Below are 21,890 nucleotides of genomic sequence, written 5' to 3' on the forward strand. Positions count from 1 at the left end.
TCCTTATGCGAAATATTAGTATGAATAGAAATTTGATAATTATATAAAACGCCGTAAATGAAGAATAAAATAAGTGCTGATTTTGCAATTATATTTTTAAAAATTGAATAGGAGATCTATTATGAATACAATTAAGAAATTATTTTTAAGTTCTGTGATATGTATTTTATTATTCATTACAGTAGGAACAGCCTATGCAGAACAAAATGGTCAAGTGAATTCATCATCTTTTATTGACGTTCCTAAAACCCACTGGGCATATAAAGAAATGATGTATATGGCTGAAAATAAGATTATAACAGGATACGGAAATGGATATTTCGGTGCTACGGATCCTATTATTCGCGAACATCTTGCTGCTTTCTTGTATCGATATTTAAAACCGCAAGATAGTACAAATAATCCATTTGTTGATATTGGTGACAGCAATTTTAAAAAGGAAATTTTGGCACTTACTGCACGGGGCATATTTAGCGTAAATGTAGAGAAACAATTCAATCCGAAAAATAATATGACGCGTGCTGAAATGGCTGCAGTGCTTGTCAGAACATTCGATTTAAAACCGCAAGGGAATTTTGACTTTACGGATATGAAAGGTCATTGGGCTAACGAATATGTCAAAATATTAGCTGGGAATAAAATCACAAATGGTACTGGTGATGGAAATTTTAATCCAAATGGACTTGTCACAAGAGAGCAATTTTCTGTGTTCTTATATAGGACAATCATGGCAACATCAGGTATAAAAAACAATGAATCGGTTGGCTGGGTTGTAGATGAAGAAAAGAAATACTATTATGACAAACCAGGCGTGAAACATACTGGATTATTACGTTCAGGGGATGATACCTATCTCTTCGATAAAAATGGTAATCTAGCTTCAGGATGGAATACTGTAGCCGGAAAGGACTACTATTTTGATACGGTAAGTGGAGCTGCACAAAAAGGATGGTTCTCTCAAACTACCCATTGGTATTATGCAGACGATAACGGAGTGATTCAAAAAGGCGATGTAACCTACAAAGGGAAGAAATTCCAATTTGATAGAACAGGTAAAATGGTAAAAGGGTGGATAACAATCCAATCCCTCGACCAAAATATTTATAAATCCAGAACAGTTGTAAGGGGATTTGACCCTATAAAAGTTAGAAACGATGAAATTCTGGAAGTGGTAGGGGAAGACGGTCCTCTATGGTTTAAGGTGAACTACAATGGTCAAACATACGTTGTGCAAAAATTATTTGCAGTCGTGTTTGATCAATCCTTATCTAATAAAATAGATACGATTCGTCAAGATATTGTAGATTTAAAAACTTCTGCTGAATTAGTAAAGAAATATTCCGAACGCTTTAAAAAAGCAAAAGAAACTAAAAATGATGATGCAGTTATAGTTGAATCAAGTGAAATCGCGCAAAGTATCTCAGAATTACTAACAACACTAAAACAATCTGATTTAAAAAATACAGTGGATAAGATTTACGAAAAAGAAGCTGATCCAGCTGTAAGAGAAAAATATAATTCTACTATCGCAACTTTAGAGATGATGAATGAGGATTTTGGAAAAATCCATAAATTAATGCTACTAAAAGATAGTATTATGGTTCTAGATAAAGCGAATCAGGATTCAGGTAATATTATTCAACAAATACAAAATGGTAAAAATTTAGCACAACAAGATAAGATCAAGCTTCAAAATTATGCTAACGATATGACGGCGTATAAAAAGCAAATGGTAGAATGGTATGCAGATGCTTTAACTGCTGTAACTGAACTCACGATAGCGCTGGTTGACCAAACGAATTTATACTGGCTTACAATCAATGATACATTTGTTGAACCAGCAGAAAAATGGGTTGGCACCTTACCAAAAGGTGAAATTAGTAAATTAGCAGATGGTGTTCGGGACTACGGACAGCAAGTTACAGCTATGCATGAAGGGTTTAAAAGCAGATTACCTGAATATAAACAAATGGCTTCTGATTTGCGTGTTGTAAATCAAAGTTTCCTTAAATTTGGTGATTCTGTACAGAAGGCTGGGGCATCACTTCATAAACAAGCCGTAATGGCTGATGGACTAATTAATAGTGTTTCAACGCATGTTGCAGAAGCTCAACAAGCATTTCCAACAATACATACAGACATTATGTCTGGTTTAGATGCTGCTAATAACATGATGGATTCTGCCAATAAGATTTCAGGCTACAAAATAGATACGTCTAATGTTGTTAAAAATGTTGGTAATATGGATGGGTTAACAACCCGCCTTAAAGATTTTGGTGTACCACCTGAAAAAATGAAAGAATATCTGGAAGAACAAAAGCGAACGAATGAATTAGGATCTATGGCGCTTGATTTTATTCCAGTTGTTGGACAAATTAAACAAGGTTTACAAATTTATAATGGAAGAGAATTTTTCACAGACAGAAAATATGAGCCGAATGATTATGTATGGGGAACTGTTTCTACAGTTGTAGGTGGCACTCCTAAAGTTATTGGTCGAGTATTTGGTAAATATGGAGAGTTAGAGCAAAAAGCGAAGGATTTAGGAAAAGTATCAAAGGTAACAGAAGAAATTGGATGGAGTATGCCAAGAGGTGGCGGCGTCATTGATGGACGTAAGTATACTGAACATGCGCTTGAAAGAATGGCGCCTGATACAATTCAGGTTCGAGCAGAACTTACAAAGCGTGCACGTGAAAGAGCTGAAAGGAATGGTTACACATTCGGATCAAAAGAATACATGGAGGAATTAAAAAAAGTTGATCCACGTGGTGTAACACCAAGTGTAGTAGAAGAAACAATTAAGCATGCTACTAAAAAACCTGGAAATAAACCTGGTCTATGGCAATACGATGGGAAAGATGTTAGAGTCGTATTGAATGATAATGGCGATGTTGTATCCGTTGTACCTAATAAATCGTGAATATTATAAATAAAGTGGATTGAGCCCATTCACGTAAGGAGTTGTTAAATTGAATATACAATATGATGAATATGAATTATTAGAAATATTCGAGAGTGAACCAGAAGATTATTTTATTCCAGGTGCAGGTGCATATAGATATAATAAAATAGATAAATTAGGCTTTGAATTAGTAATGATTATGTGTTATTACGAGGAAACTGTTGAATTAAATTTGTATTATAAAAATAAACGCATCTTTGAAACCAAGATGCATTCGGCGAAACGAATCTATACCCGTAATGACTCATTATATGTCCAAGGTGGCGTAGAAAACAAAACAATCGAAGTAAAATTCAAGCCACATTTTACAGTTACAATAAATGAGTTTTAAAAACTTGAAATCAATGTTCGTAAATATTCTGAACATGCTTTAGAAAAAATGGATCCGGATACAATACAAGTTCGCGCTGAATTAGAGGCACATTCCAAAAGTAGAGGGATATACAGAAATTTAAAGAATTTGTTAATCCTAGAGGTATCACACCTTCTGTAGTAGATTTTCTGTGCCTTTCCATCGGAAAATCAAGACTGATATAAAAAATGAGTAGAAAAAACAAGGCTTTTACTTCGTGGATACCACTACAAAGTAAGAGCCTTGTTTCATTATATTTGTTCATACAGTTTTCCTTGTAGTCTTCTGTTTTCATCCTTCAATCGCTTATTCTTTATCAATTTTTCGAACAGGTTGCTCCCAAAAGTTTTTTATACAAAATAACATCAAAAAATACGTCTTGAACAAGCGTTAAAAAAGAAAGCTGAAGGGCAAGTATACCCTTTTGGAATCTTTTTAAGAGAAAATGATAAAATGAAGATAATATTAGGGAATTGTGAGGATGATTACGTTGCTTACTTTGATAAAATTTGTAGTTAGTTATGCTGCAAGTCTATTTGCTTTTATTTTTGGATGGTTCTTAATTTCATATATTTTTAATCCTAGCTTTATTCACCCGGACGTTTTACATGGATTCATAAAAACTATCGTCACTTATGGTAGTATACCAGCTCTCATAGCTTGTTTACTTGGGGAAGTTTTATATAGGAAAATTAAACGATGTCGAGAGTTTCAATTTGGAATTCCTTTATTTATAGGACTAGCAGTTATCTATACACTTATACCATTTCTTTTTCTTTTTACTTTTTCACATTTCTTTGACTTCGTTGTACCTGTTATTATGGGTTCCTTAGCGTTTTATTTAGTACGTAGAAAAATATAATTCTCATTTTGATGCATTATAATAGCTATCTCTGAATCACTAGTTTCAAAAAGCCTTCACGCAATGATGATTGCATGAAGGCTTTTGATGTTTTCTTATTTTTTTGTCTCGTTAACCCATGTAATAATGTCCTGGATGACGTACTCGGGAACATTAGCAGGGATTTCGTATTCACTAGGAAGACTTAATTCCCCGTCACCCTCCGTGAAGAAATGATTCAATTTCGGGTATTTTTTGAACTGAACATTCCTGCGGTTTGCAAGCCCTTCTTGCCATTTTGTATATTCATTTTTTACTGTTACTTGATAATCGCGTGCTCCTTGCAGAATGAGTAAAGGCTCTTTTCGTGATTTTGCCTCTTCAACTGGACGCCACCTAGAAACATCATACATAAAATGAGGTGACCCAAAATTGTAGCCAGCTGGAGGATGATCAGGATTGAAAGTAGGATCCTGAATAAAAGCAGCCTGTCTTTTTAGTTCATCGATTTCTTCCTGTGGTTTCCCAAGGTATTGATACTGATCAATGGCAATGTCAGTCAAAGGGCGTGCAGGTGGTGCGAGTAAGATACTTCCTCGAACAAGTGAGGAAGGCGCTTTGCTCAGTATACGCGGCATTGTGCCAGCTCCTTGGCTATGTCCGAGAATGAAAATATTATTTGGATCAATGCCTTCCTGCTGCGCTGCTGACTTTGCTGCATATATGGCATCATCTGTAGTATCACGGTCTAATGTAACAGGTTCTGCACTCATCTTTAATGCATGTTCTAAGGTACGTTTTTCATAGCGCAACACTGCAATTCCGTTGGATGAAAGGCCCACCGCAATGTCTCGTAAGATTTTTGTTCCCAAATAGGTAGCATCGCGATCATGGATGCCAGCACCATGCACAAGAACAACGACGGGCAGTTTTTCACCAAGCTGATGCTTCGGAACTGTTAATGTCGCTGGTAACGGATAGGTAGAATTTCCAATGACGATTTCACGTTCTTGATAGGAGTCAGGTTGATCATAGCTAGGATGTGGGATGGTATAAGATTCTTCGGGTGGCCTTTCTCCAATTTCATCTACTTTCCCGCCAGGTGTGAATTTAAGGAGTAGCGGTATGGTAGTTCCTTCGGTAGCTGCTGGAATTTCTACCGTCTGATGGACCAAGTTTCGTTCTTTTATCATGGGGGTTCCCCTGCTTTTTATCCCGCTCCAGCCACTTTGTGTCCACCAGTTTTGTAATGTGGTTGCTGTAAACTTGGATTGAAAAGCAGTAGACGTCAACTGTAGTGCCTCTGCATACTTACCTTGCTGGAGATATTCAAAAAATAATGATGTACGCTCCGTTAAAGAGACTAGTTTCTTTTCAGCAGATTGTTCTTCGCGTGTATCTGCGTGAATAGTTGTTGTAAGCGGGAAAGATGAAACGCCTAAAGAAAAGAGTAGGGGAAAGGTAAGTACTGATCTTTGTATTTTCTTTTTTTTATTCATGTTTTAACCTCCAATACGTGATGGTACAAAACAGGTATGGTAATTAGAATTCTGGTGCGAAAACTTCAAAATATTTGCAAGCAATCTCCAAAACTTGGACATACTCATATTATTATTCTAAAAAAACGTAGCTTTCTTCTCTTGTCACATGCATATTAATCCCAGAAATAATCTTTCTTCCTTCACTTTATATTTTGATTATACGAAACAAAGCTCTCGTTTTTCTTACTTGATACTTACAAATTCCTTAAGTAAAGGATATTTTAAAATCTTAGCTTGATGAATATGTAGCGGTACTCCTATGTTAAGAGATAGCTTAAGGACCGAGGATTATATTGTTTTTATAAAGGGTTGATGTTATGTTTGTTTTGTAACATATGGTGTTTTATGCATGTAGGAGGATTTATTGAAGAAATTATTAATATTGTTTTTATTAGCTACATTTTGTCTACAGATTACAGGATGTTCTAATAATATGGGTACACTAAGGGAGAAGTCTAAAACTTCAACAACTGTGAAGTCTAAACGCATCAATAAAGGGTGGTACAAACATATGTAATAGTTTGTATCACCCTTTGTTGATGATAGAAGTCATAAAGAAAAGACACCCTAAGGTGTCTTCCTTCGACTTGAACCATCTTAATTTTAATAATATATTGGACTCCCATCCAAATATTATTTTACCATGTTAAATTGTTTTATTCATTGAGAAATATGCTTTAAATCTATATTTTTAAAAAATATATAGATTTGAACAATATTTATACGAGCCACATATCAAAAAAAGACACTCTCAAGAGTGCCTCTCCTTAGCAGCCGAATCCGCCGCCCCAACAGCTAGCGCCAACGATGATTAATAAGATGAAGAGCACAACAAGTAAGGCAAATCCGCCGCCGAAACCACAGCCACCACCACAACTACCTCCATAGCCCATATTAACTCCTCCTTCCATAAAGACCATTTATTAATGGATTTAATTTAATTTATGTTTTTAAGGGTGAATGGAGCAGGTCCTTAAAAAAATAAAAGGATTTTGGAAGTTAAAAAGAGTTGACGATCTTATTTTTGTCACCGGAATTTTGTCTTCTACATATTGTATTTTATTCTGTGTATTGGGGGAAGGAGGATCTTATGGCTAATTCTGAGATGATTTTACGTTTACTTACGGATTTAAAGATTGAACAACAATTGTTGAAAGAACAGTTAGAGAAAATGCAAACAACTGTGACTATTCTTGAAGAAAAATCAGTGACGCTTAAAGAAAAACCAGCGACTCTTAAAGAAAAAACAATGACTCCTGAAGAAAAACCATCTGTTACAAAGCAAAGAGCTTTTTCTGGACGCCCAACATCTTTTCGTGATTGGAGAGCAGCTGCTCAAAAAAATTCATAAAACTATAAAAAAAGAAGACATCAATTAAGATGTCTTCTTTTGCTTGTACAATCCAAATGAAGTTAAGAAGATATATCCATATTGCTTTAGAAATAAGAAGAAAATAACGATTGTCGACTCCTATTTTAGTTATCTATTATTTGTTTTAATTCATTTATTCCTATTATTTTTTGAGAGCCCCAGTAATGAGGCCTTTTTTATAATTGTGTTAAAGTAGAAACCCCTCAAGCGTAGTGAGGGGTTACATGGCTAGGGAAATGAATGATTATTAGTGTTTCATGAGCTGAAGTTCAGGATATTGCTTCTGAATTTCTTCTAAATGATTTTCGTTTATCCCTTTTAAATTTTGATCAAAGAAGCTAGTTACTAGTTTATTAATGAGTGTATAATTTGCGGCTACATCTTCGTCTGGTTCATTAATAATAGGTGAAAATGCTGCTAAATCTGTAAAACTGGTATGGTTTGTTTTTGGAATTACCACTGTGTACACGCCCGGTTTTTCAATCGTTTTATTTCTTAAATAGGATATTTCCAATAATTCATTTTGGATTCCGGTTGTCTTTTGATTCTCGGCTTCTTTCATATAATGAATCGTCGCCTCAGCATTCATCAACATGAATGGTTTCTGAGGACCGTCTTTAGGCATTGGGTCGCCAAACAATCCGCCATCCATATCAATTGCAGCTTTAATACGCGTATCCTTTACTAGCATCTGTGCGGCAGTTGCTCCGCCAAAAGAGTGACCGAACATTCCAATTTTGTCATAGTTAATTAAGTCTGCAATCGTTTTAAAACTTTTATCGAAATTACCTTTTATTACTTCGTTTAAAACAAAAGTAGTATCCTGTTCCCATTTTTGAACTATGGTATTTAAGGCCGTAGGTGTATTTTCAATTGGTATAGAGTCTACACGGTTTCCGTTAGGGAAAATCGTTGTTACTGCATATCCTGTGAAATTAAGAGCGATTACTACATAGCCTTGACTAGCTAATTCCTCTAACTGGAATGTATTTTGTTGACTATATAATCCCATCCCATGGCCGAATAAAAGGAGGGGGAATTTTTCTTTAGCTTGAAGTGGCTTAGCATTTTGATAAGAATGTGTTTTTGTCAGCCCTAAATGTGTCGTTACGATATACGGAGCACCGTTTGTTACTGCCAATTGTTCACCCAGTTCGTTTATGTTCTCAAAATAGGCAGAAGGATTCCCTGATCCTTTTGCGGCAGGATAGTATACTTGTATCATTAACTCACGATTTCCATGATTATTTGGTACAGTTGTTTCTTTTCGATTTGTATCAATTAAATGAAAAGCTTTCGTGCCTACTGTATATTTTCCAGTAGGCTCTGGGAGTGTTATGATCGGAAAAAGTAAAGGTAATGTAAACATTACGATAGCAGTTACGATAATTCCTAAACCTTTTAAAACTTTCATCACTAACTTTTTAGAAACGGCTGTAGTTTTTGGTTTCAAAAAAACTTGTAATGTTAAAACGAACAATAAGAAATAGGCGGGAATCATGCGCCAGTTTGCACCAATTACAATGATAGTGGCAAGTAATAATGTATAATTTATTAGTAAAATGACTCCATTTTTTTTCGTCAAACCCCGTTTGATAAAGATGGGAATGATACTAGATAAAAGTAATGCAGCAACAAAAATGATTTCTAACATTTTTAGCTCCTTTCCTAATCAACATAAATATAGATTGATAATTTAAAACCTTCTCAATTATATAACTATCTTTGATAATTGTATGCATGTAAGTAAGTTTAGAATGTTTTTATATGACATTAAAAAAGTACTCATACGAGTACTTTTTCTTAAATGAATTATTATTTATTTTTAAACCGTTCCCCATAAATGATAAACCATTCCACTAACAAAAAATGCTAGTCCTACAAATAAAACAATTAAAGCAAGCACTCCATTTTTATTATGTTCCATAAAATTAGCTCCTTTTTCATTTACTTACATACAAAAAGCCTTTAGTCGTAATTATGGCTAAAGGCTTTGATCTTCATACTTTTTAGTTTATAAAAAAGTTGCACTGCTGTATTAATTTGGAATATGATTATTTAAAGAGAAGGTGATGAGTACATGCAGGACAAAAAACAATTCCCGCTTATATCTGGAAATCTCTCATTAGATTTAGTAAATACAGAGCTAGTTAGGCGTGGACAACGTTATGATTTATTAATAACAGATGAAGATGTATTAGAATGGTTACATGTAATAAAGGTTAATCTTCCTTTTTGGAATGAAAAAACACTTATAGGAATTCAGAAGCGAATGAATCAAGTTACATCTAGTATATTAGAAATAAGAGAAGTACTGAGAAAACAGTTTGAGGCAATTGCTGATCAGCAAAAAATTTCTAATGATTTTATTACGTATTTAGAAAAACAAATTGAGAAGGCACCATTTACATATAAAATCATTGAACAACAGCTAGTATCTATCCCGGTTGGAGAAATCGAGGATGTACTCGCATCGTTAATTGCATTTGATGCTTTAACCTTAATAGCAGAAAATAAGCTGATTTTCCTTAAAAGGTGTTCAAATCCTGAATGTGTTTTATTATTTATAGATAAGAGTGGGAAACGAAAATGGTGTTCTATGAAAATATGTGGGAACCGGAAAAAGGTAGCAAAATTTCAGGATCGAAAATTTGAGGAAGTTTAGAGAATCAACTTATAATAGTTGATTCTTTTTTTGTATTCTATAACTAACCTCTAAAATTAATATTTACAGGTTAGTTATTGCCGAGTTATAATGGTTGGTAAATAAAGGAGGAGAACGATGAATAATATAACAGCAACTAAGCAAAAAGACCCTCAACCAATAAGTGTACGATATTTTACAAAAATGAAAGGGAAAGGAAGAAGTCCATTACAAGTAAATGTAAAGGACTCTTTAACGGGACTACTAGGGGGATTTTTAACAATTCTTACCTTAACATATTTAACGAGCATAACCTCTACAGAATTATTAATGGCTCCATTTGGTGCGAGTTGTGTATTAGCGTTTGGAGTTTGGAATGCGCCATTATCTCAGCCGCGTAATATTATTGGAGGACATTTGATTTCAACTTTCATTGGTCTATCAATATATCATTTGTTTGGGAATGAATATTGGACAATTGCTTTAGCGGTGGGGATGGCAATAGCCGTTATGATGTTAACGAGAACGACGCACCCTCCGGCAGGCGCCGATCCGATTATCGTTATTTTAGGGGCAAATAGTTGGAGTTATTTAGTAACACCAGTTTTAATTGGCTCCGTTGTTATTGTAGTTATTGCTTTATTCATTAATAATATGAGTAGTAAAAGAAGTTATCCAACTTTTTGGATGTAGTTTGTGAAGTGAAAAATAATTTAAGTGAGTATTCTATTCTTACTATGTTTTATTTTTTATATAGTAAAAGCCTTAGTCGTAATTGCAGCTAATGGCTTGGGGCCTCATACTTTGTAGTTCATAAAGAAAAGACACTTTAAAGTGTTTTCTACAGATTTGAATTATTTAATTCATGTAATTAATATTCGTTAGCATAAAACTCTTTTATTAATTTTATTTCATTTGTATCTGGATTAAACTTAAATATTTTAATTTGATTCGATTCATCTTTGTATGCAAATGTATTCTCACCAACTTGGGTCATATTGCTGGTGTTTAAGATAGGATCGCTACCGTGATCAGTAATTTCCACAGTTTTCTCACGATCCCAGAATGCAATGACAATAATCAAAATGATAAGACATACCCGTATAAAACGTAATTCTCTTGCAACAGGATGTTCCATCTGTTAGTCTCCTTTACTGTTTGATAGAGTTTGTTTATAAAAGAGATAATTGCAATGAATATAAATAAAAAAGACACCGTAAAGTGTCTTTTTTATTTTAGTTATGCGCATTACTTAATAAGACGCTAGTTCCTCAGTCTGGCTATGAGTAACTATGTAGGGTGATTCCATTATAACATTTTAACCAGTAATGGGTCTATATGGAATTTAATTGATTTTCTTTTTGATTATTCAGAACGATTAATTGGGTATTTGGATGAAGGAAGCAGGGACTTAACTTGTTTTAGAAGAGTGTCTTCTTTTTTGTATCACTGTGAGTAAAGTGGAGCGTTATATTTCCCTTTACACGAACATAACGGTATACTATAGTTAAGTTAAGTAAACTTAACTATTAAACGAAACGAAATAAAAGCATGGAGGAATAACGCTATGACTAGAACGTATAAAGAAGTAATTAATGAAATGAACCGAGCTTATAATGAATTCTACATTTTACTATTCCAGGAGTTAAAAGATGAGTTCGGTCTTACAGGACAGCAAGAGAGCATGCTATTTCATATTAATTTAAATGAAAACACGACAGCAAATCACATTGCGACTACCTTTAATGTATCCAAAAGTGCCGTTAGCCAAGTTTTATCTAAATTGGAGAAACAGAAGATGATTTCAAAACAAGTAAACCCTAATAATAAACGGGAGTATTTTCTTACACTTGGTCCAAACGGTAGTAAGTATATAGAGCGGTTGTCTGAGTTAGATGATGTATTAATTGAGAAATATTTTTCTAAAATCGATATAAATGCCCTTGAGCAAATGACCGAGACGTTAACGAAAATAAATAAAGTGATATTGGAAGAAAAACAGAAGGATCTTAATTGTAATGAGTAAGAACGTAGATGAAGCAATTAGTAGAAAGGAGGAGAAGCGTGTTATGAGTTACATACCAAATATGATTACGATAGCAAATTTTGTATGTGGACTTTTAGCTATTTACGCTGTTTTCGTTCACGATATTTATTTGGGAGCAGTTTTTATTATTACGGGTATGTTGTTTGACTTTTTAGATGGTATGGTCGCTCGGAAACTTGATTCTGTTTCGGAAATTGGTGGAGAGTTGGACTCATTTGCGGATTTAGTTACTTTTGGTGTGGCACCGTCTATTCTTGCATATAGTGTCGCGTTAAAAGATTTGCAGTCTATCGGGATGATATGTGCGCTTGCTTATAGTATTTGCGGAATGCTTCGGCTTGCGAGATTTAACACGCAGCAAAGCAAACTCCCAACCTTTATCGGCATGCCCATTCCATTCGCGGCAATGTGTCTCCTCATTTTATGTTTTTTAAAGAATCCAGTTTCCGTGGCGTTTGGTACATGTGTACTCGCGTATTTAATGGTGAGTAAAATCAAATTCCCTCATTTTAAAAAAGATATAGCTGAAAGCTTGAAGCCTGGAAGATTGGATTGATGATACGGAATTACAATGAGAAAGATAAAGGAGAATAACATGATTCGTATGGCATTAAGATCGTTCAACATACAAATGTATTGTTTGCTAGGCGTAATGTTATTGGGATGGCTTGTGACACCTTTTTCAGCCCAGTTTGTAGGGATAAGCATTGGCCTTTTAGTAAGTATGTACTGCGCCTGGATTTTAGGAAGACGTATTGAAAAGTTCGGAGATAGCATTGTAAAAAAAGAAAAAGCACCGATGCTCGGAATGATGAACCGGTTCGCAGCCGCAATTCTCGGCGCAATTATTATGTATGAAATTGAACACCATGAATTCATGTGGACATTTGCTGCTGGAATTATGAGTGGGTATTTCTTGGTTATTATTAATTTGGGGTATTACAGTATGAGGGATGAGAAGGAGTAAAGTGAAAACTAAGTTTAAGCATACTGTTGCCTAACAACGAATAGCGGATTAGTAATTAGAGTAATAATAAAAACTAACATAAAATTTAAGAAAAATTTTATATTTACCCCACTTTTTATTTTAAAAGTTTTTCCTATCCTATAAACAAGTTACATCAAGGAGGAGAATGAAAATGAAGAAGTGGGGATTTTTTATTTTTAATATATTCCCTATATTCGAAGACAAAGTAGAAGATTAAATATATGAACAAAGTACCGATTCTTAAACTATGTTCTAAATAATAGATGAAAATGTAAAGTTAGGGGATTCCACATGCATACAGGAGTTTTGACGAGTTATTTGTATACTTATTTTTTTACTATTATGTTTTGTGTTGTGTTTCAAATTGAATTTTATTTTAAAGCGAAAAGAACTATATCTATTCTGCATTTTTTGTGGGTGTATGTTTTTCTGTTCTATCTTTCGCTAGTGTATAAGGTGACGCAAATCGCGACTGTATGGGATATAAGTAGATATGAAACGTGGATTCGTGTAAATCAAATCAACTTGACTCTATTTGATACGGCAGGTAGTACGACGTATCTTTTAAATATTGTACTGTTTATGCCATTAGGTTTTTTATTACCGACTATTTGGCCGCAGTTTAGAAAAATGAAAAACACCGTATGTGCAGGATTCTTTTTTTCACTGGCAATTGAGTTAAATCAATTACTAAATAATAGAATTACAGATATTGATGATGTATTTACGAACACCCTCGGGGCGATTATTGGGTATTTATTATATAAAGCATTATTTAAAATGATATATAAAAGAGAGGAAAAAAAGCTGGATACAAACTCTTCTCTAGTTATAAAATACGAGGCTATTTTTTGTTTAGTGTGTTCATTTGTAGGGGCGATGTTAATTTATCATCCAGCTTTATTTGGAAGACCTGTAATCATTCAGTGAGGTAATTACGAATTTCTTTTGAACGCTCGAGCGATATTTCAATTTGCAAAAAGCCTTTAACTTGTTATAGTTAAAGGCTTTTATCATCATAATTTTTACTTACCAATTACCCACTCTAACATCCGCCTTCAACCACTTCACCCAATCCAAATCCTCTACCTTAAGCAAACTAAGCGAAACACCCTTCATATCTAAAGAAGTTAACAGTGTACCAACCTTTACGAATGCCACTTGCAATCCTTCAAGTTCACACAAACGGCGAATGTCGTTTGCGAAAATGTATTGTTCCATTAATGGAGTTGCGCCGAGTCCATTAATGAGGATAGCGAAGTTGTCTCCTTTTCTCCAGCGATAAATGCTTTTTAGTTTGTTCATTAGTTCGATCGCTAATATTTCAGAAGAGGATAGTGCTTCTTTACGGTAACCTTTTTCGCCATGGATGCCGACGCCATAAAACACTTCATCGTCATTTAATGTGAATGAAGCTTTTCCTTTTACTGGATCGTTGGCAGGGGAAAGGGCAACTCCTAATGTGTGTAAGTTTTCAGTGATAGAGCGGCCAAGTGTTGTTAGTTCTTCTAGAGAATGGCCTTCAAGAGCGGCCACACCAAGTATTTTTTGAACGAAAACGGTGCCAGCTACGCCGCGTCTTCTTTTATTAAAAGAAGCATCATCTTCAATTGAAACGTCGTCATTTACGATAATATGGTCAATTTTTCTTCCTTCTTCTTTAGCGATCTGCTCAGCCGCAAGAAAGTTCTCAACGTCATCTTTAAAGTTTTTAATGATGAATAGTATACTTTTATCTTTTGGCATAAGGCGAGTTGCCGCTACAATTTGTTCCACTGTAGGCGGAGTGAAGATGCTTCCGTTTACTGCCGCTGTAAGCATTCCTTTTCCTACATAGCCAATATCAGCGGGTTCATGTCCGCTACCACCGCCGCTTATTATAGCGACGTCTTGCTCCAGTTTTTCGATATTTTTTACATAAATGATGTTATTTGTTTCGTCGTAATTTACTTTGTCATTATGTTCAAAATAAAAGCCATGCAGCATATCTTGAACGATATTTTGTACATCATTCATAATCTTTTTCATTGCTTTTGCCACCCTTTAATTACTTTGCTGATTGCTCAAGTAATAGTAGTAATTGATTGTTTATCATATTTTTCATGAGAGAAGACATAATGGACGGGTTTACTTCGCATTTACTTTCAATCCAATCTTTTATCGTTCCAACGAAGCCGTGACTATAAAAAGAGGCAATCGTATTTTTTGTCTCATCAGAAAGGCTGAATCCACAGCTCACGGATAATTCATCAATAATCTTCATATATAAGTTTTTCGTATGCTCAAATAAATAGTGATTAAACGAGTTTTGCTCAATGACTTTAAAAGCGTTTCGGTAAAATTTTTGATTTTCATAAAAGTAATCAAATAATAAATCGAAAATGTTTTCCCATGTTTCATAATCGAGAAAGTCTATAATATTTTCTTTCGTTTCTTCTCTATAAATCCAGCTTAATAGTTCAAATTTATCTTTAAAATGATAATAAAAAGTTTGCCTACGCATTTGACAGTGTAACATAATATCGCTCACTGATATTTTATGAAACGACTCTGTTTCCATTAAATACTTCAATGAGTTCGCGATTATCTTTTTAGAAATTATAGAAGAGGTCATCTCAATCATCCCTAGAATGTTAGTAATATGAAAATCTTATCTATAAATGAGAGCGGTGTCTTTAGACAGATTGTCCATTTTGTCCGTTTACTATAAAACGCTTTCATTTTAACGTGGTTAGTAAGAAGAAGATTTCAAATATATCACAATATATTAAAGGAATTGAGGGAGAACTACAATGAAAAAGATTATAAACAAACCAGAAACATTAGTAATGGAAATGTGCAATGGAATGGTTATGGCTCATCCAGAGCTTGAGCTTTTGAAAAAATATAAAGTCATCAAGAAGAAAGAAATGAACGAAAACAAAGTAACGTTAATTAGTGGCGGCGGTAGTGGTCATGAGCCGGCACATGCAGGATTAGTTGGAAAAGGAATGTTAGATGCGGCAGTGTGCGGAGATGTGTTTGCTTCGCCTTCACAAATTCAGGTATACCAAGCGATTAAAGAGACAGCTAGTAAAAAAGGTACGTTATTAATTATTAAAAATTATAGCGGCGATATTATGAATTTCAAAAACGGTGCGCATTTAGCGACGGAAGATGGAATTGAAGTCGACTACGTAAAGGTGGACGATGATATTGCGGTAGAAGATAGCCTGTACACAGTAGGGCGCCGCGGCGTTGCGGGCGTTATTTTAGTTCATAAAATTGCTGGCGCAGCAGCGGAAGAAGGTATGGATTTAGGAGCGGTGAAAGCTGTAGCAGAAAAAGCAGCGGCTAACGTGCGCACAATCGGTTTAGCATTAACGTCTTGTACAGTTCCAGCGAGCGGATCACCTACTTTCACACTTGCGGAAGATGAAATGGAATACGGCGTAGGTATTCACGGCGAACCAGGAATTAAGCGTGAAAAAATGCTGTCAGCAGATGAACTAGCGAACCGTATGACAAATGATCTTGTAAAAGATTTAGGAGTAAAAGATGGAGAAGAAATTGCGCTTCTAGTTAACGGTTTTGGCGGAACACCACTGCAAGAACTTTACTTATTTAACAACGCAGTTACGAGAGAACTAGCTGCAAGAAACATTAAAATTAATAGAGTATTCGTCGGTAACTATATGACAAGTATTGATATGGCTGGTATGTCTTTAACGGTAATGAAGTTAGATGAAGAGCTAAAAACATTACTATCAAAAGAATGTAATACACCAGCGTTTAAAGTAGACGGTCCAGTTGAAAGTGTAGAGTACGTAAATGTACTTGAAGAGACAGAAGAGAAGGAAGTTTCATTTGAACTAGAAACGGCGGAAGAACACGCTGTGATAAAAAATAATGTTATCACATTAAACAACATGATTTATCTCGTTGATAAAATGAGCGATATTATTATTAAAAATGAAGTACCGTTCTGTGAGCTAGATACGCATGCTGGTGACGGCGACTTCGGAATGAGTGTAGCAAAAGGATTTAAGCAATTAAAACGTGAGTGGCATTCGATTGTAGATCAAGAGAACGTAACGATCGGATCATTCCTTGACGGTTGTTCGATGATTATTATGGAACATTGCGGCGGCGCTTCTGGTCCAATTTGGGGCGGAGCATTCCGCGCAGCTAGTAAAGCAGCAGGCGAGAAGCGTGAGTTAACATTGAAAGAATTCGCTGAAATGCTGCAAGTAGCATTGCAAGGCATCCAATCGATCGGTGAAAGATCATTCGGCAGAGGAGCAGTAGTTGGTGACAAAACACTTGTTGACGCACTTGCTCCATGTGTAGATTCTTGGTTAGATAGCGCCTCAAACGAAGTAGACGTAAAAACTGCCTTTGAAAAAGGAGCAGAAGCAGCGGTCAAAGGAGCAGAGTACACGAAAGAAATCGTAGCTCGCATGGGCCGCGCTGGTACAGTTGGCGAAAGAAGCTTAGGATATCCAGATGCAGGTGCACATGCACTTGGGGTTATCTTTACGGAGATTGCGGGTAGTTTGAAATAGGAATTGGAAAGTCCCTCTGCCTTAAGGTGGAGGGATTTTTATATAGTTGATATGTAGAAGACTTCTTTCGGTTCTTTCTCAGTAAAATATGAGTTTGTTACTATTTTTGATAAAATCTTATTTCAAAAATACAACTAATATTTCTCAACATTAATATATTGAAAATAGTTAGAATATTTAAGATAATCATTTGTGAAGAAGTAAATTATAAAAAAAGGGGGAATTTATTTTGTTACGTCGTTTATCTATTTGTACAGTACTAACAGCTTTTATATTTACTTTATTTACATTTAACGGCTCTGCTTTCGCGGCTACGAATGCTACTGAAAATCAAAATGTAGTAGCAGCTTGTGCAAAGGGAGGTACGGTAGGTGTATATGGTGCAAAGATGCGCAGTGGTTATACTGTCGATTCACCTGTCTTACATACATTTAATGATGGTACGAAAATTACTGGAACATGGGTAACTGGTGAATATGTTCAAGGTCATTACAGTAATTCTAAACAGTGGTTAAAAGTTACATATAAAGGGATGACAGGTTATGTATCCCATACAACATTATATAACGTTTGCTCATAAAACTATGTACCATAATAGCTTTGGATATATTGAGCTAATCTCTTCTCGAGATTAGTTCTTTTTTATCTCTTAGTTTTTAATGGGGCATTTTTTGAAAAAGACCAACGATTCATTAAATCGATGGTCTTACGTTTATATAGTATTCATTTGTATCTATATTAAATTTTTCATTGTTTTTTGCTTATTTTAGACTTAGTTTGTTTGTGATTGCAGCTTATCAATTTTCCAGTATGTTTGTAGAGGGTCTAAAGAGCTTTCAATATAAAACATATATTCATCTGCGGTACGTGGTACTTCAAAAGCTATTTTCAATTCTACCGTTTCATTTGGTTTAACTTGTATATCAGAAGGGTTTTGATCAAGCACCTTTCCTTTATAAATCTTTCCATCTTTTTCATCTTTTAAGTTATATTTTAATTCTGATAGTCCAATCGTTTGACCTCGTACATTTTTTACAGAGACATTAACAATGACGGAATCGTTGCTAGCATTTAAATAGGCACTTTGAACAGCGGTCAAGTAATAGCCTCCCTTAACACTCTCACCAACTAATAAAATACCTTGTTCCAAGCGGCTCATATCTTCTTTTTCTTCAAAATTTATTAATTCTTCATTTTCATTTTTTGCGGTTGGTTCTTCTATTGGACCATTTTCAACGGCACTATCTGTTTTATCTTGTGTGCAAGCAGCCGTAACACTGACTAATACTAGAATGAAAGTAAGTAATATAGATAATTTTCTCATAAAATTTATCTGTCTCCTTAAGTTTCTCAATTTTGTGCAGCTATACATATAAGATTAACATAATGTCTCATTATTGGCTCAAAATAGGGGGGCTTTTAGACAAATTATTTTTTTTACTTTTAATATACATTTGATTGGTTCTCGCGATATTTGTTAATCTTTTAAAACATTGGCTTAGTAATACCGAGGGTTATTATAGATATATTAATCATATAATTTGTCCATATCAAAATGAACGTTTTTTGCATCTAATATATTGTAAATATATTTTATTTTGAAAGGATGTGATTATATGGCTCATAAATCTACTGGAGTGTTTCGAGTTCCAGTCTCTGAAAATGGGATTATTCCAACTGCTCTCAACATTATGTTAAACAATGATTCACGTTGCCATACTAGTAATGTAACGGTAACTGTTAAGAGAAGTCGAAACACTTTTTTCCCAACTCAAAATGAATTAGTTGAAATCTCTCGTACTTTTGTTTCTTTAGAACCAAATAGAACAACTAAGATTGTGTTGTTTACTCCAGAATTTCAAGTAGAAGATTTCCTTGATGTCATCATTAGTGGAAATAGAGAGGATGTTAAGGATGTTCTTGTATATTCTTTCTTAGCAGATTCAGTAGGTCATAATCTGCCATCTACTGTTTTCAGAAATGCAGAATACACTTTTTCTTGCTGACACTGTAATGATGTATTCTTTACTGTCGTATATCTGAATTGAAATGTTACAAGTAGCACTTCACGGCATACAATCTATCGGTGAAAGATTGTTCGGCAGAGGAGCGGTAGTTGGCGAAAGAAGTTTAGGATATCCAGATGCAGGTGCACATACGCTTTGGGTTATCTTTACGGAAATTTGAAGATCCCTTCTACCTTAAGGTGAAGGGTTTTTTTTATGTTTTTTTGATATATATTGCTAAGTATGTTCCAATAATTCATTCTATTGTATTGAGAATAATGTCATCTACATCAAAAAAACGGCTTATAAAAGGAACTAGTATTTGAGGTGGGTTTATTAACGAATTTTATATATAGCATGAATGAAAATGAGATAAATAAAACAATATTCCCTATTATGTTTTTAAAAATTAATTGAGCAGGTCCTTGTAAAAATAAAAAAAAGACACCTAAAGGTGCCTTCCGCCGGCTTAAATTATTTTAATATTATCGATCTAAGTTTAAAAGCTATAAGGATTTTTTCTATAGGATTTGTAAGTAGTTTTTATGAAATTATGAGTGTTTTTTATTTTGTAATTCAATAAGTTCATCTGGTATCACTTTTGTATAATATTCTTTTTCTGTTAGTTCAAATATAAATAATGCTTTTTTCCAGTTATAAATAACATCTTCTACATTATGTTGTTTCATTTTTAATAAACACTGACCTTTTAAATAGAATAGTTCACCTAGTAGGTATAAAGTATGTAGATTAATTGCTAATTTGATACCCTTATCAATGTACTTTATTGCCTCTTCATATTGATATGTGAAGTCGAAACATTTTGCTAAATTTAACATGAGTTTTAATTTAATTTCTTTATCTCTAGGAAAATCTAATTTATTAAAATTAGTTAAACATCTTTTGAATATATTAATACTTTTTTCATATTCTTTATTTTCTGCATAAAATATAGCCATTGTTTGCATAATATCTATTTCTCTTTCTGATAAAAAATCAGAATTAGTTAAAGTCAGTTTTAATGCATGATTTAAAAAATCTAAAGCAGTTTTTATTGATTTATCCACCATAAATACAGCAATTGCTTCATGCCACATTAGAAATTGTTTCTCATCTTTTGTTTGAAAATTATTTAAGTTTTTCTCTTTTTTTACTATTTCATAAAGTTCTTTATATTGTTTTTGCTTTAAGCAATCTTTTATTACGTATTTTACATTTTCTACATATTTTAATCTTTTGTTTTGAGTTAGTGCAAATATATTATTTGGGTCAATACCAAGTCTTTCTGATAATTGATATAACAATATACTAGATGGATAAATCATACCTTTTTCAATCTTGCTAATTTGACTTTGTGAACATATTCCATGACATAATTCGGATTGTGATATATTTTTTTTGATCCTAAGTTCTTTAATGGTAATACCCAAATCGTTAAATTCCATTTTTCCACCTACTATTTAGCACTTTATTAAAATAAGAACATTCTCTAACCTTAATGTAATGTAAAATTAATATAGTTGCAATTATTGTTTTAAAGGGCTTATCGTTTCTATAAGATGGTGAGATTTTTTTATGTACAAAAAAGACACCCTAAGGTGCCTTCCGCCGACTTGAACCACTTTCATTTAATATAAACCTAGCTGTATTTTCACATGCCTTTCAAATTCCTCTATTTTCCATTTGATAAAATGAAATTCCAATATTACCAATAATTAAATAAATATTTCTACATATTCAAGATATTTACATAAATTATAAAAGTGATACATTTAAGTTGTAAGCTATAAAAACTATTAAAGGGGGATTTATTATGTTCAAGAAATTAGTAGTAGGAGCGTTAGCAACAGGTATTGCATTAACAGGAGGAATTGGTGCAGCTTCAGCTGATACACAAAAAGCTGTGAGCTCTCCGAAGCAAGCCACATGCTCAATTCCTTATGAGTATTCTAATGATAAATTCAAAAGAACTCTTTATTACTCAAATGGAGTATATGCTAATAGTTTTAATGAAAATGTTTGTGGCGGGACGATTACGTGGTACTTAAAACATGTTCAAAATGGAGTTGCTTTTTACGAAGGTAATTTAAAATAGTAGATTTTTTGAACCTCATTTATTGAGGTTCTTTTATTTGTAGTTTTTAAACCGATTCTCTATAAAAAAGACACCCTAAGGTGCCTTCTTGCGATTTGCTCCATTGTAATATGGTATTGGATGCCAGTCCAATTATTATTTTACCACCTTAAGTAGTTTCGGTTATTGAGAAAAAATACAACTCATTGTTTGAATGCAAAAAGCCCTAGGGGGACTAGGACTTTTTGCTAGAATGAATAAGATTTAAAAAAGGACTTATATAACGTAACATATGAATGTTTCGTAAATGTATCAAAAAAGTGAACAAAATAGTTATTTTAAATAAAAAAAGCTCCGCGATAAAAGCTGCGGAGCTTCATAAGGTCGAGTTATGTCGTACTCACAAGGGATTTTAACATGGATGTTGTGGTAAAAATACTAGTAAATTTATCCTATAACCCCGCTGATTAGAGTTTCACTTCATTCGAAGGAATTCATGTTTTATAAATTAGATTA

Annotated in this window: 23 protein-coding genes and 1 pseudogene; 16 read left to right on the plus strand and 8 right to left on the minus strand. The window is 33.9% G+C overall.

What is annotated here, in order from left to right:
• Window positions 1-121: 121 nt before the first annotated feature.
• From DN404_RS24900 to DN404_RS24910, 4 genes and pseudogenes are all read left to right on the plus strand, one after another.
• A complete protein-coding gene (locus tag DN404_RS24900; RefSeq protein WP_149215573.1) occupies window positions 122-2,923 on the plus strand; it encodes an S-layer homology domain-containing protein in 2,802 nt (933 codons plus the stop codon).
• 49 nt (window positions 2,924-2,972) lie between these two features.
• Window positions 2,973-3,296, plus strand: a complete 324-nt coding sequence (locus DN404_RS24905) for a hypothetical protein (RefSeq protein WP_001025898.1) — start codon at window positions 2,973-2,975, stop codon at window positions 3,294-3,296.
• A gap of 321 nt (window positions 3,297-3,617) precedes the next feature.
• Window positions 3,618-3,815: pseudogene (locus DN404_RS31365) on the plus strand (GNAT family N-acetyltransferase); the annotation flags it as partial.
• The gene (locus DN404_RS24910) at window positions 3,799-4,179 is read left to right on the plus strand and encodes a hypothetical protein (protein WP_119683036.1); all 381 of its coding nucleotides are present in this window, start codon (window positions 3,799-3,801) and stop codon (window positions 4,177-4,179) included. The pseudogene DN404_RS31365 and the gene DN404_RS24910, both read left to right, overlap by 17 nt.
• Window positions 4,180-4,274: 95 nt before the next feature.
• Here DN404_RS24910 and DN404_RS24915 read toward each other — a convergent pair whose 3' ends face one another.
• Together DN404_RS24915 and DN404_RS24920 are read right to left on the minus strand one after the other, a co-directional pair.
• Window positions 4,275-5,657 (minus strand): alpha/beta hydrolase, encoded by a 1,383-nt coding sequence (locus tag DN404_RS24915; protein WP_149215574.1) that lies wholly within the window; start codon window positions 5,655-5,657, stop codon window positions 4,275-4,277.
• 809 nt (window positions 5,658-6,466) lie between these two features.
• A complete protein-coding gene (locus tag DN404_RS24920) occupies window positions 6,467-6,592 on the minus strand; it encodes a YjcZ family sporulation protein (RefSeq protein WP_000540377.1) in 126 nt (41 codons plus the stop codon).
• 197 nt (window positions 6,593-6,789) lie between these two features.
• Between DN404_RS24920 and DN404_RS24925 the strand changes: the two genes are divergently transcribed.
• A complete protein-coding gene (locus tag DN404_RS24925; RefSeq protein ID WP_000013698.1) occupies window positions 6,790-7,050 on the plus strand; it encodes a hypothetical protein in 261 nt (86 codons plus the stop codon).
• Between the two features lie 268 nt (window positions 7,051-7,318).
• On the opposite strand, the gene DN404_RS24930 is transcribed toward DN404_RS24925, so the two are convergent.
• Window positions 7,319-8,725: an alpha/beta hydrolase family protein gene (locus tag DN404_RS24930; RefSeq protein WP_149215575.1), complete on the minus strand. Its 1,407-nt coding sequence runs from the start codon at window positions 8,723-8,725 to the stop codon at window positions 7,319-7,321.
• A gap of 426 nt (window positions 8,726-9,151) precedes the next feature.
• On the opposite strand from DN404_RS24930, the gene DN404_RS24935 reads away from it, so the two are divergent.
• A complete protein-coding gene (locus DN404_RS24935) occupies window positions 9,152-9,736 on the plus strand; it encodes a CGNR zinc finger domain-containing protein (RefSeq protein ID WP_071732643.1) in 585 nt (194 codons plus the stop codon).
• A gap of 117 nt (window positions 9,737-9,853) precedes the next feature.
• A complete protein-coding gene (locus DN404_RS24940) occupies window positions 9,854-10,408 on the plus strand; it encodes an HPP family protein (RefSeq protein ID WP_001059994.1) in 555 nt (184 codons plus the stop codon).
• Between the two features lie 178 nt (window positions 10,409-10,586).
• Here DN404_RS24940 and DN404_RS24945 read toward each other — a convergent pair whose 3' ends face one another.
• Complete coding sequence (locus tag DN404_RS24945; RefSeq protein WP_000400965.1) at window positions 10,587-10,853, minus strand: YmzC family protein; 267 nt, start codon at window positions 10,851-10,853, stop codon at window positions 10,587-10,589.
• Between the two features lie 429 nt (window positions 10,854-11,282).
• On the opposite strand from DN404_RS24945, the gene DN404_RS24950 reads away from it, so the two are divergent.
• The 4 genes from DN404_RS24950 to DN404_RS24970 all read left to right on the plus strand — a co-directional run bounded on the left by DN404_RS24950 (window position 11,283) and on the right by DN404_RS24970 (window position 13,680).
• The gene (locus DN404_RS24950) at window positions 11,283-11,741 is read left to right on the plus strand and encodes a MarR family winged helix-turn-helix transcriptional regulator (protein WP_000198944.1); all 459 of its coding nucleotides are present in this window, start codon (window positions 11,283-11,285) and stop codon (window positions 11,739-11,741) included.
• Window positions 11,734-12,318 (plus strand): CDP-diacylglycerol--serine O-phosphatidyltransferase, encoded by a 585-nt coding sequence (gene pssA, locus DN404_RS24955; protein WP_000042263.1) that lies wholly within the window; start codon window positions 11,734-11,736, stop codon window positions 12,316-12,318. Before DN404_RS24950 ends, pssA begins: the two co-directional genes overlap by 8 nt.
• Before the next feature lie 39 nt (window positions 12,319-12,357).
• Window positions 12,358-12,729, plus strand: coding sequence for an ATP synthase subunit I (locus DN404_RS24960; RefSeq protein WP_006917967.1), 372 nt, complete (start codon window positions 12,358-12,360; stop codon window positions 12,727-12,729).
• Window positions 12,730-13,041: 312 nt separating this feature from the next.
• A complete protein-coding gene (locus DN404_RS24970) occupies window positions 13,042-13,680 on the plus strand; it encodes a VanZ family protein (RefSeq protein WP_149215576.1) in 639 nt (212 codons plus the stop codon).
• A 99-nt stretch (window positions 13,681-13,779) separates the two neighbouring features.
• Here the strand turns inward: DN404_RS24970 and dhaQ are convergent, their stop codons facing one another.
• Together dhaQ and dhaS are read right to left on the minus strand one after the other, a co-directional pair.
• A complete protein-coding gene (gene dhaQ / locus DN404_RS24975) occupies window positions 13,780-14,778 on the minus strand; it encodes a DhaKLM operon coactivator DhaQ (RefSeq protein WP_046392420.1) in 999 nt (332 codons plus the stop codon).
• 19 nt (window positions 14,779-14,797) lie between these two features.
• Window positions 14,798-15,364 (minus strand): dihydroxyacetone kinase transcriptional activator DhaS, encoded by a 567-nt coding sequence (gene dhaS / locus DN404_RS24980; RefSeq protein ID WP_000204221.1) that lies wholly within the window; start codon window positions 15,362-15,364, stop codon window positions 14,798-14,800.
• 178 nt (window positions 15,365-15,542) lie between these two features.
• Here dhaS and dhaK point away from each other — a divergent pair, with 178 nt between their 5' ends.
• Together dhaK and DN404_RS24995 are read left to right on the plus strand one after the other, a co-directional pair.
• Entirely contained in the window at window positions 15,543-17,294 is a 1,752-nt protein-coding gene (gene dhaK, locus DN404_RS24990) for a dihydroxyacetone kinase subunit DhaK (protein WP_149215577.1), read from the plus strand.
• 229 nt (window positions 17,295-17,523) lie between these two features.
• Window positions 17,524-17,874: an SH3 domain-containing protein gene (locus tag DN404_RS24995; protein WP_000946193.1), complete on the plus strand. Its 351-nt coding sequence runs from the start codon at window positions 17,524-17,526 to the stop codon at window positions 17,872-17,874.
• Window positions 17,875-18,066: 192 nt separating this feature from the next.
• Here the strand turns inward: DN404_RS24995 and DN404_RS25000 are convergent, their stop codons facing one another.
• Complete coding sequence (locus tag DN404_RS25000; RefSeq protein WP_001228901.1) at window positions 18,067-18,618, minus strand: DUF4352 domain-containing protein; 552 nt, start codon at window positions 18,616-18,618, stop codon at window positions 18,067-18,069.
• Between the two features lie 292 nt (window positions 18,619-18,910).
• On the opposite strand from DN404_RS25000, the gene DN404_RS25005 reads away from it, so the two are divergent.
• Window positions 18,911-19,300, plus strand: coding sequence for a hypothetical protein (locus tag DN404_RS25005; protein WP_000940665.1), 390 nt, complete (start codon window positions 18,911-18,913; stop codon window positions 19,298-19,300).
• 43 nt (window positions 19,301-19,343) lie between these two features.
• Window positions 19,344-19,481: a DAK2 domain-containing protein gene (locus DN404_RS25010; RefSeq protein WP_000942237.1), complete on the plus strand. Its 138-nt coding sequence runs from the start codon at window positions 19,344-19,346 to the stop codon at window positions 19,479-19,481.
• Between the two features lie 370 nt (window positions 19,482-19,851).
• Here DN404_RS25010 and DN404_RS25020 read toward each other — a convergent pair whose 3' ends face one another.
• Entirely contained in the window at window positions 19,852-20,745 is an 894-nt protein-coding gene (locus DN404_RS25020) for a helix-turn-helix domain-containing protein (protein WP_000395469.1), read from the minus strand.
• A gap of 368 nt (window positions 20,746-21,113) precedes the next feature.
• Here DN404_RS25020 and DN404_RS25025 point away from each other — a divergent pair, with 368 nt between their 5' ends.
• Window positions 21,114-21,395: an LCI fold-containing protein gene (locus DN404_RS25025; RefSeq protein WP_149215578.1), complete on the plus strand. Its 282-nt coding sequence runs from the start codon at window positions 21,114-21,116 to the stop codon at window positions 21,393-21,395.
• Window positions 21,396-21,890: the final 495 nt, after the last annotated feature.

It is taken from the genome of Bacillus sp. TE8-1 (assembly GCF_008368855.1).
In the GTDB taxonomy this organism is placed as follows: domain Bacteria; phylum Bacillota; class Bacilli; order Bacillales; family Bacillaceae_G; genus Bacillus_A; species Bacillus_A cereus.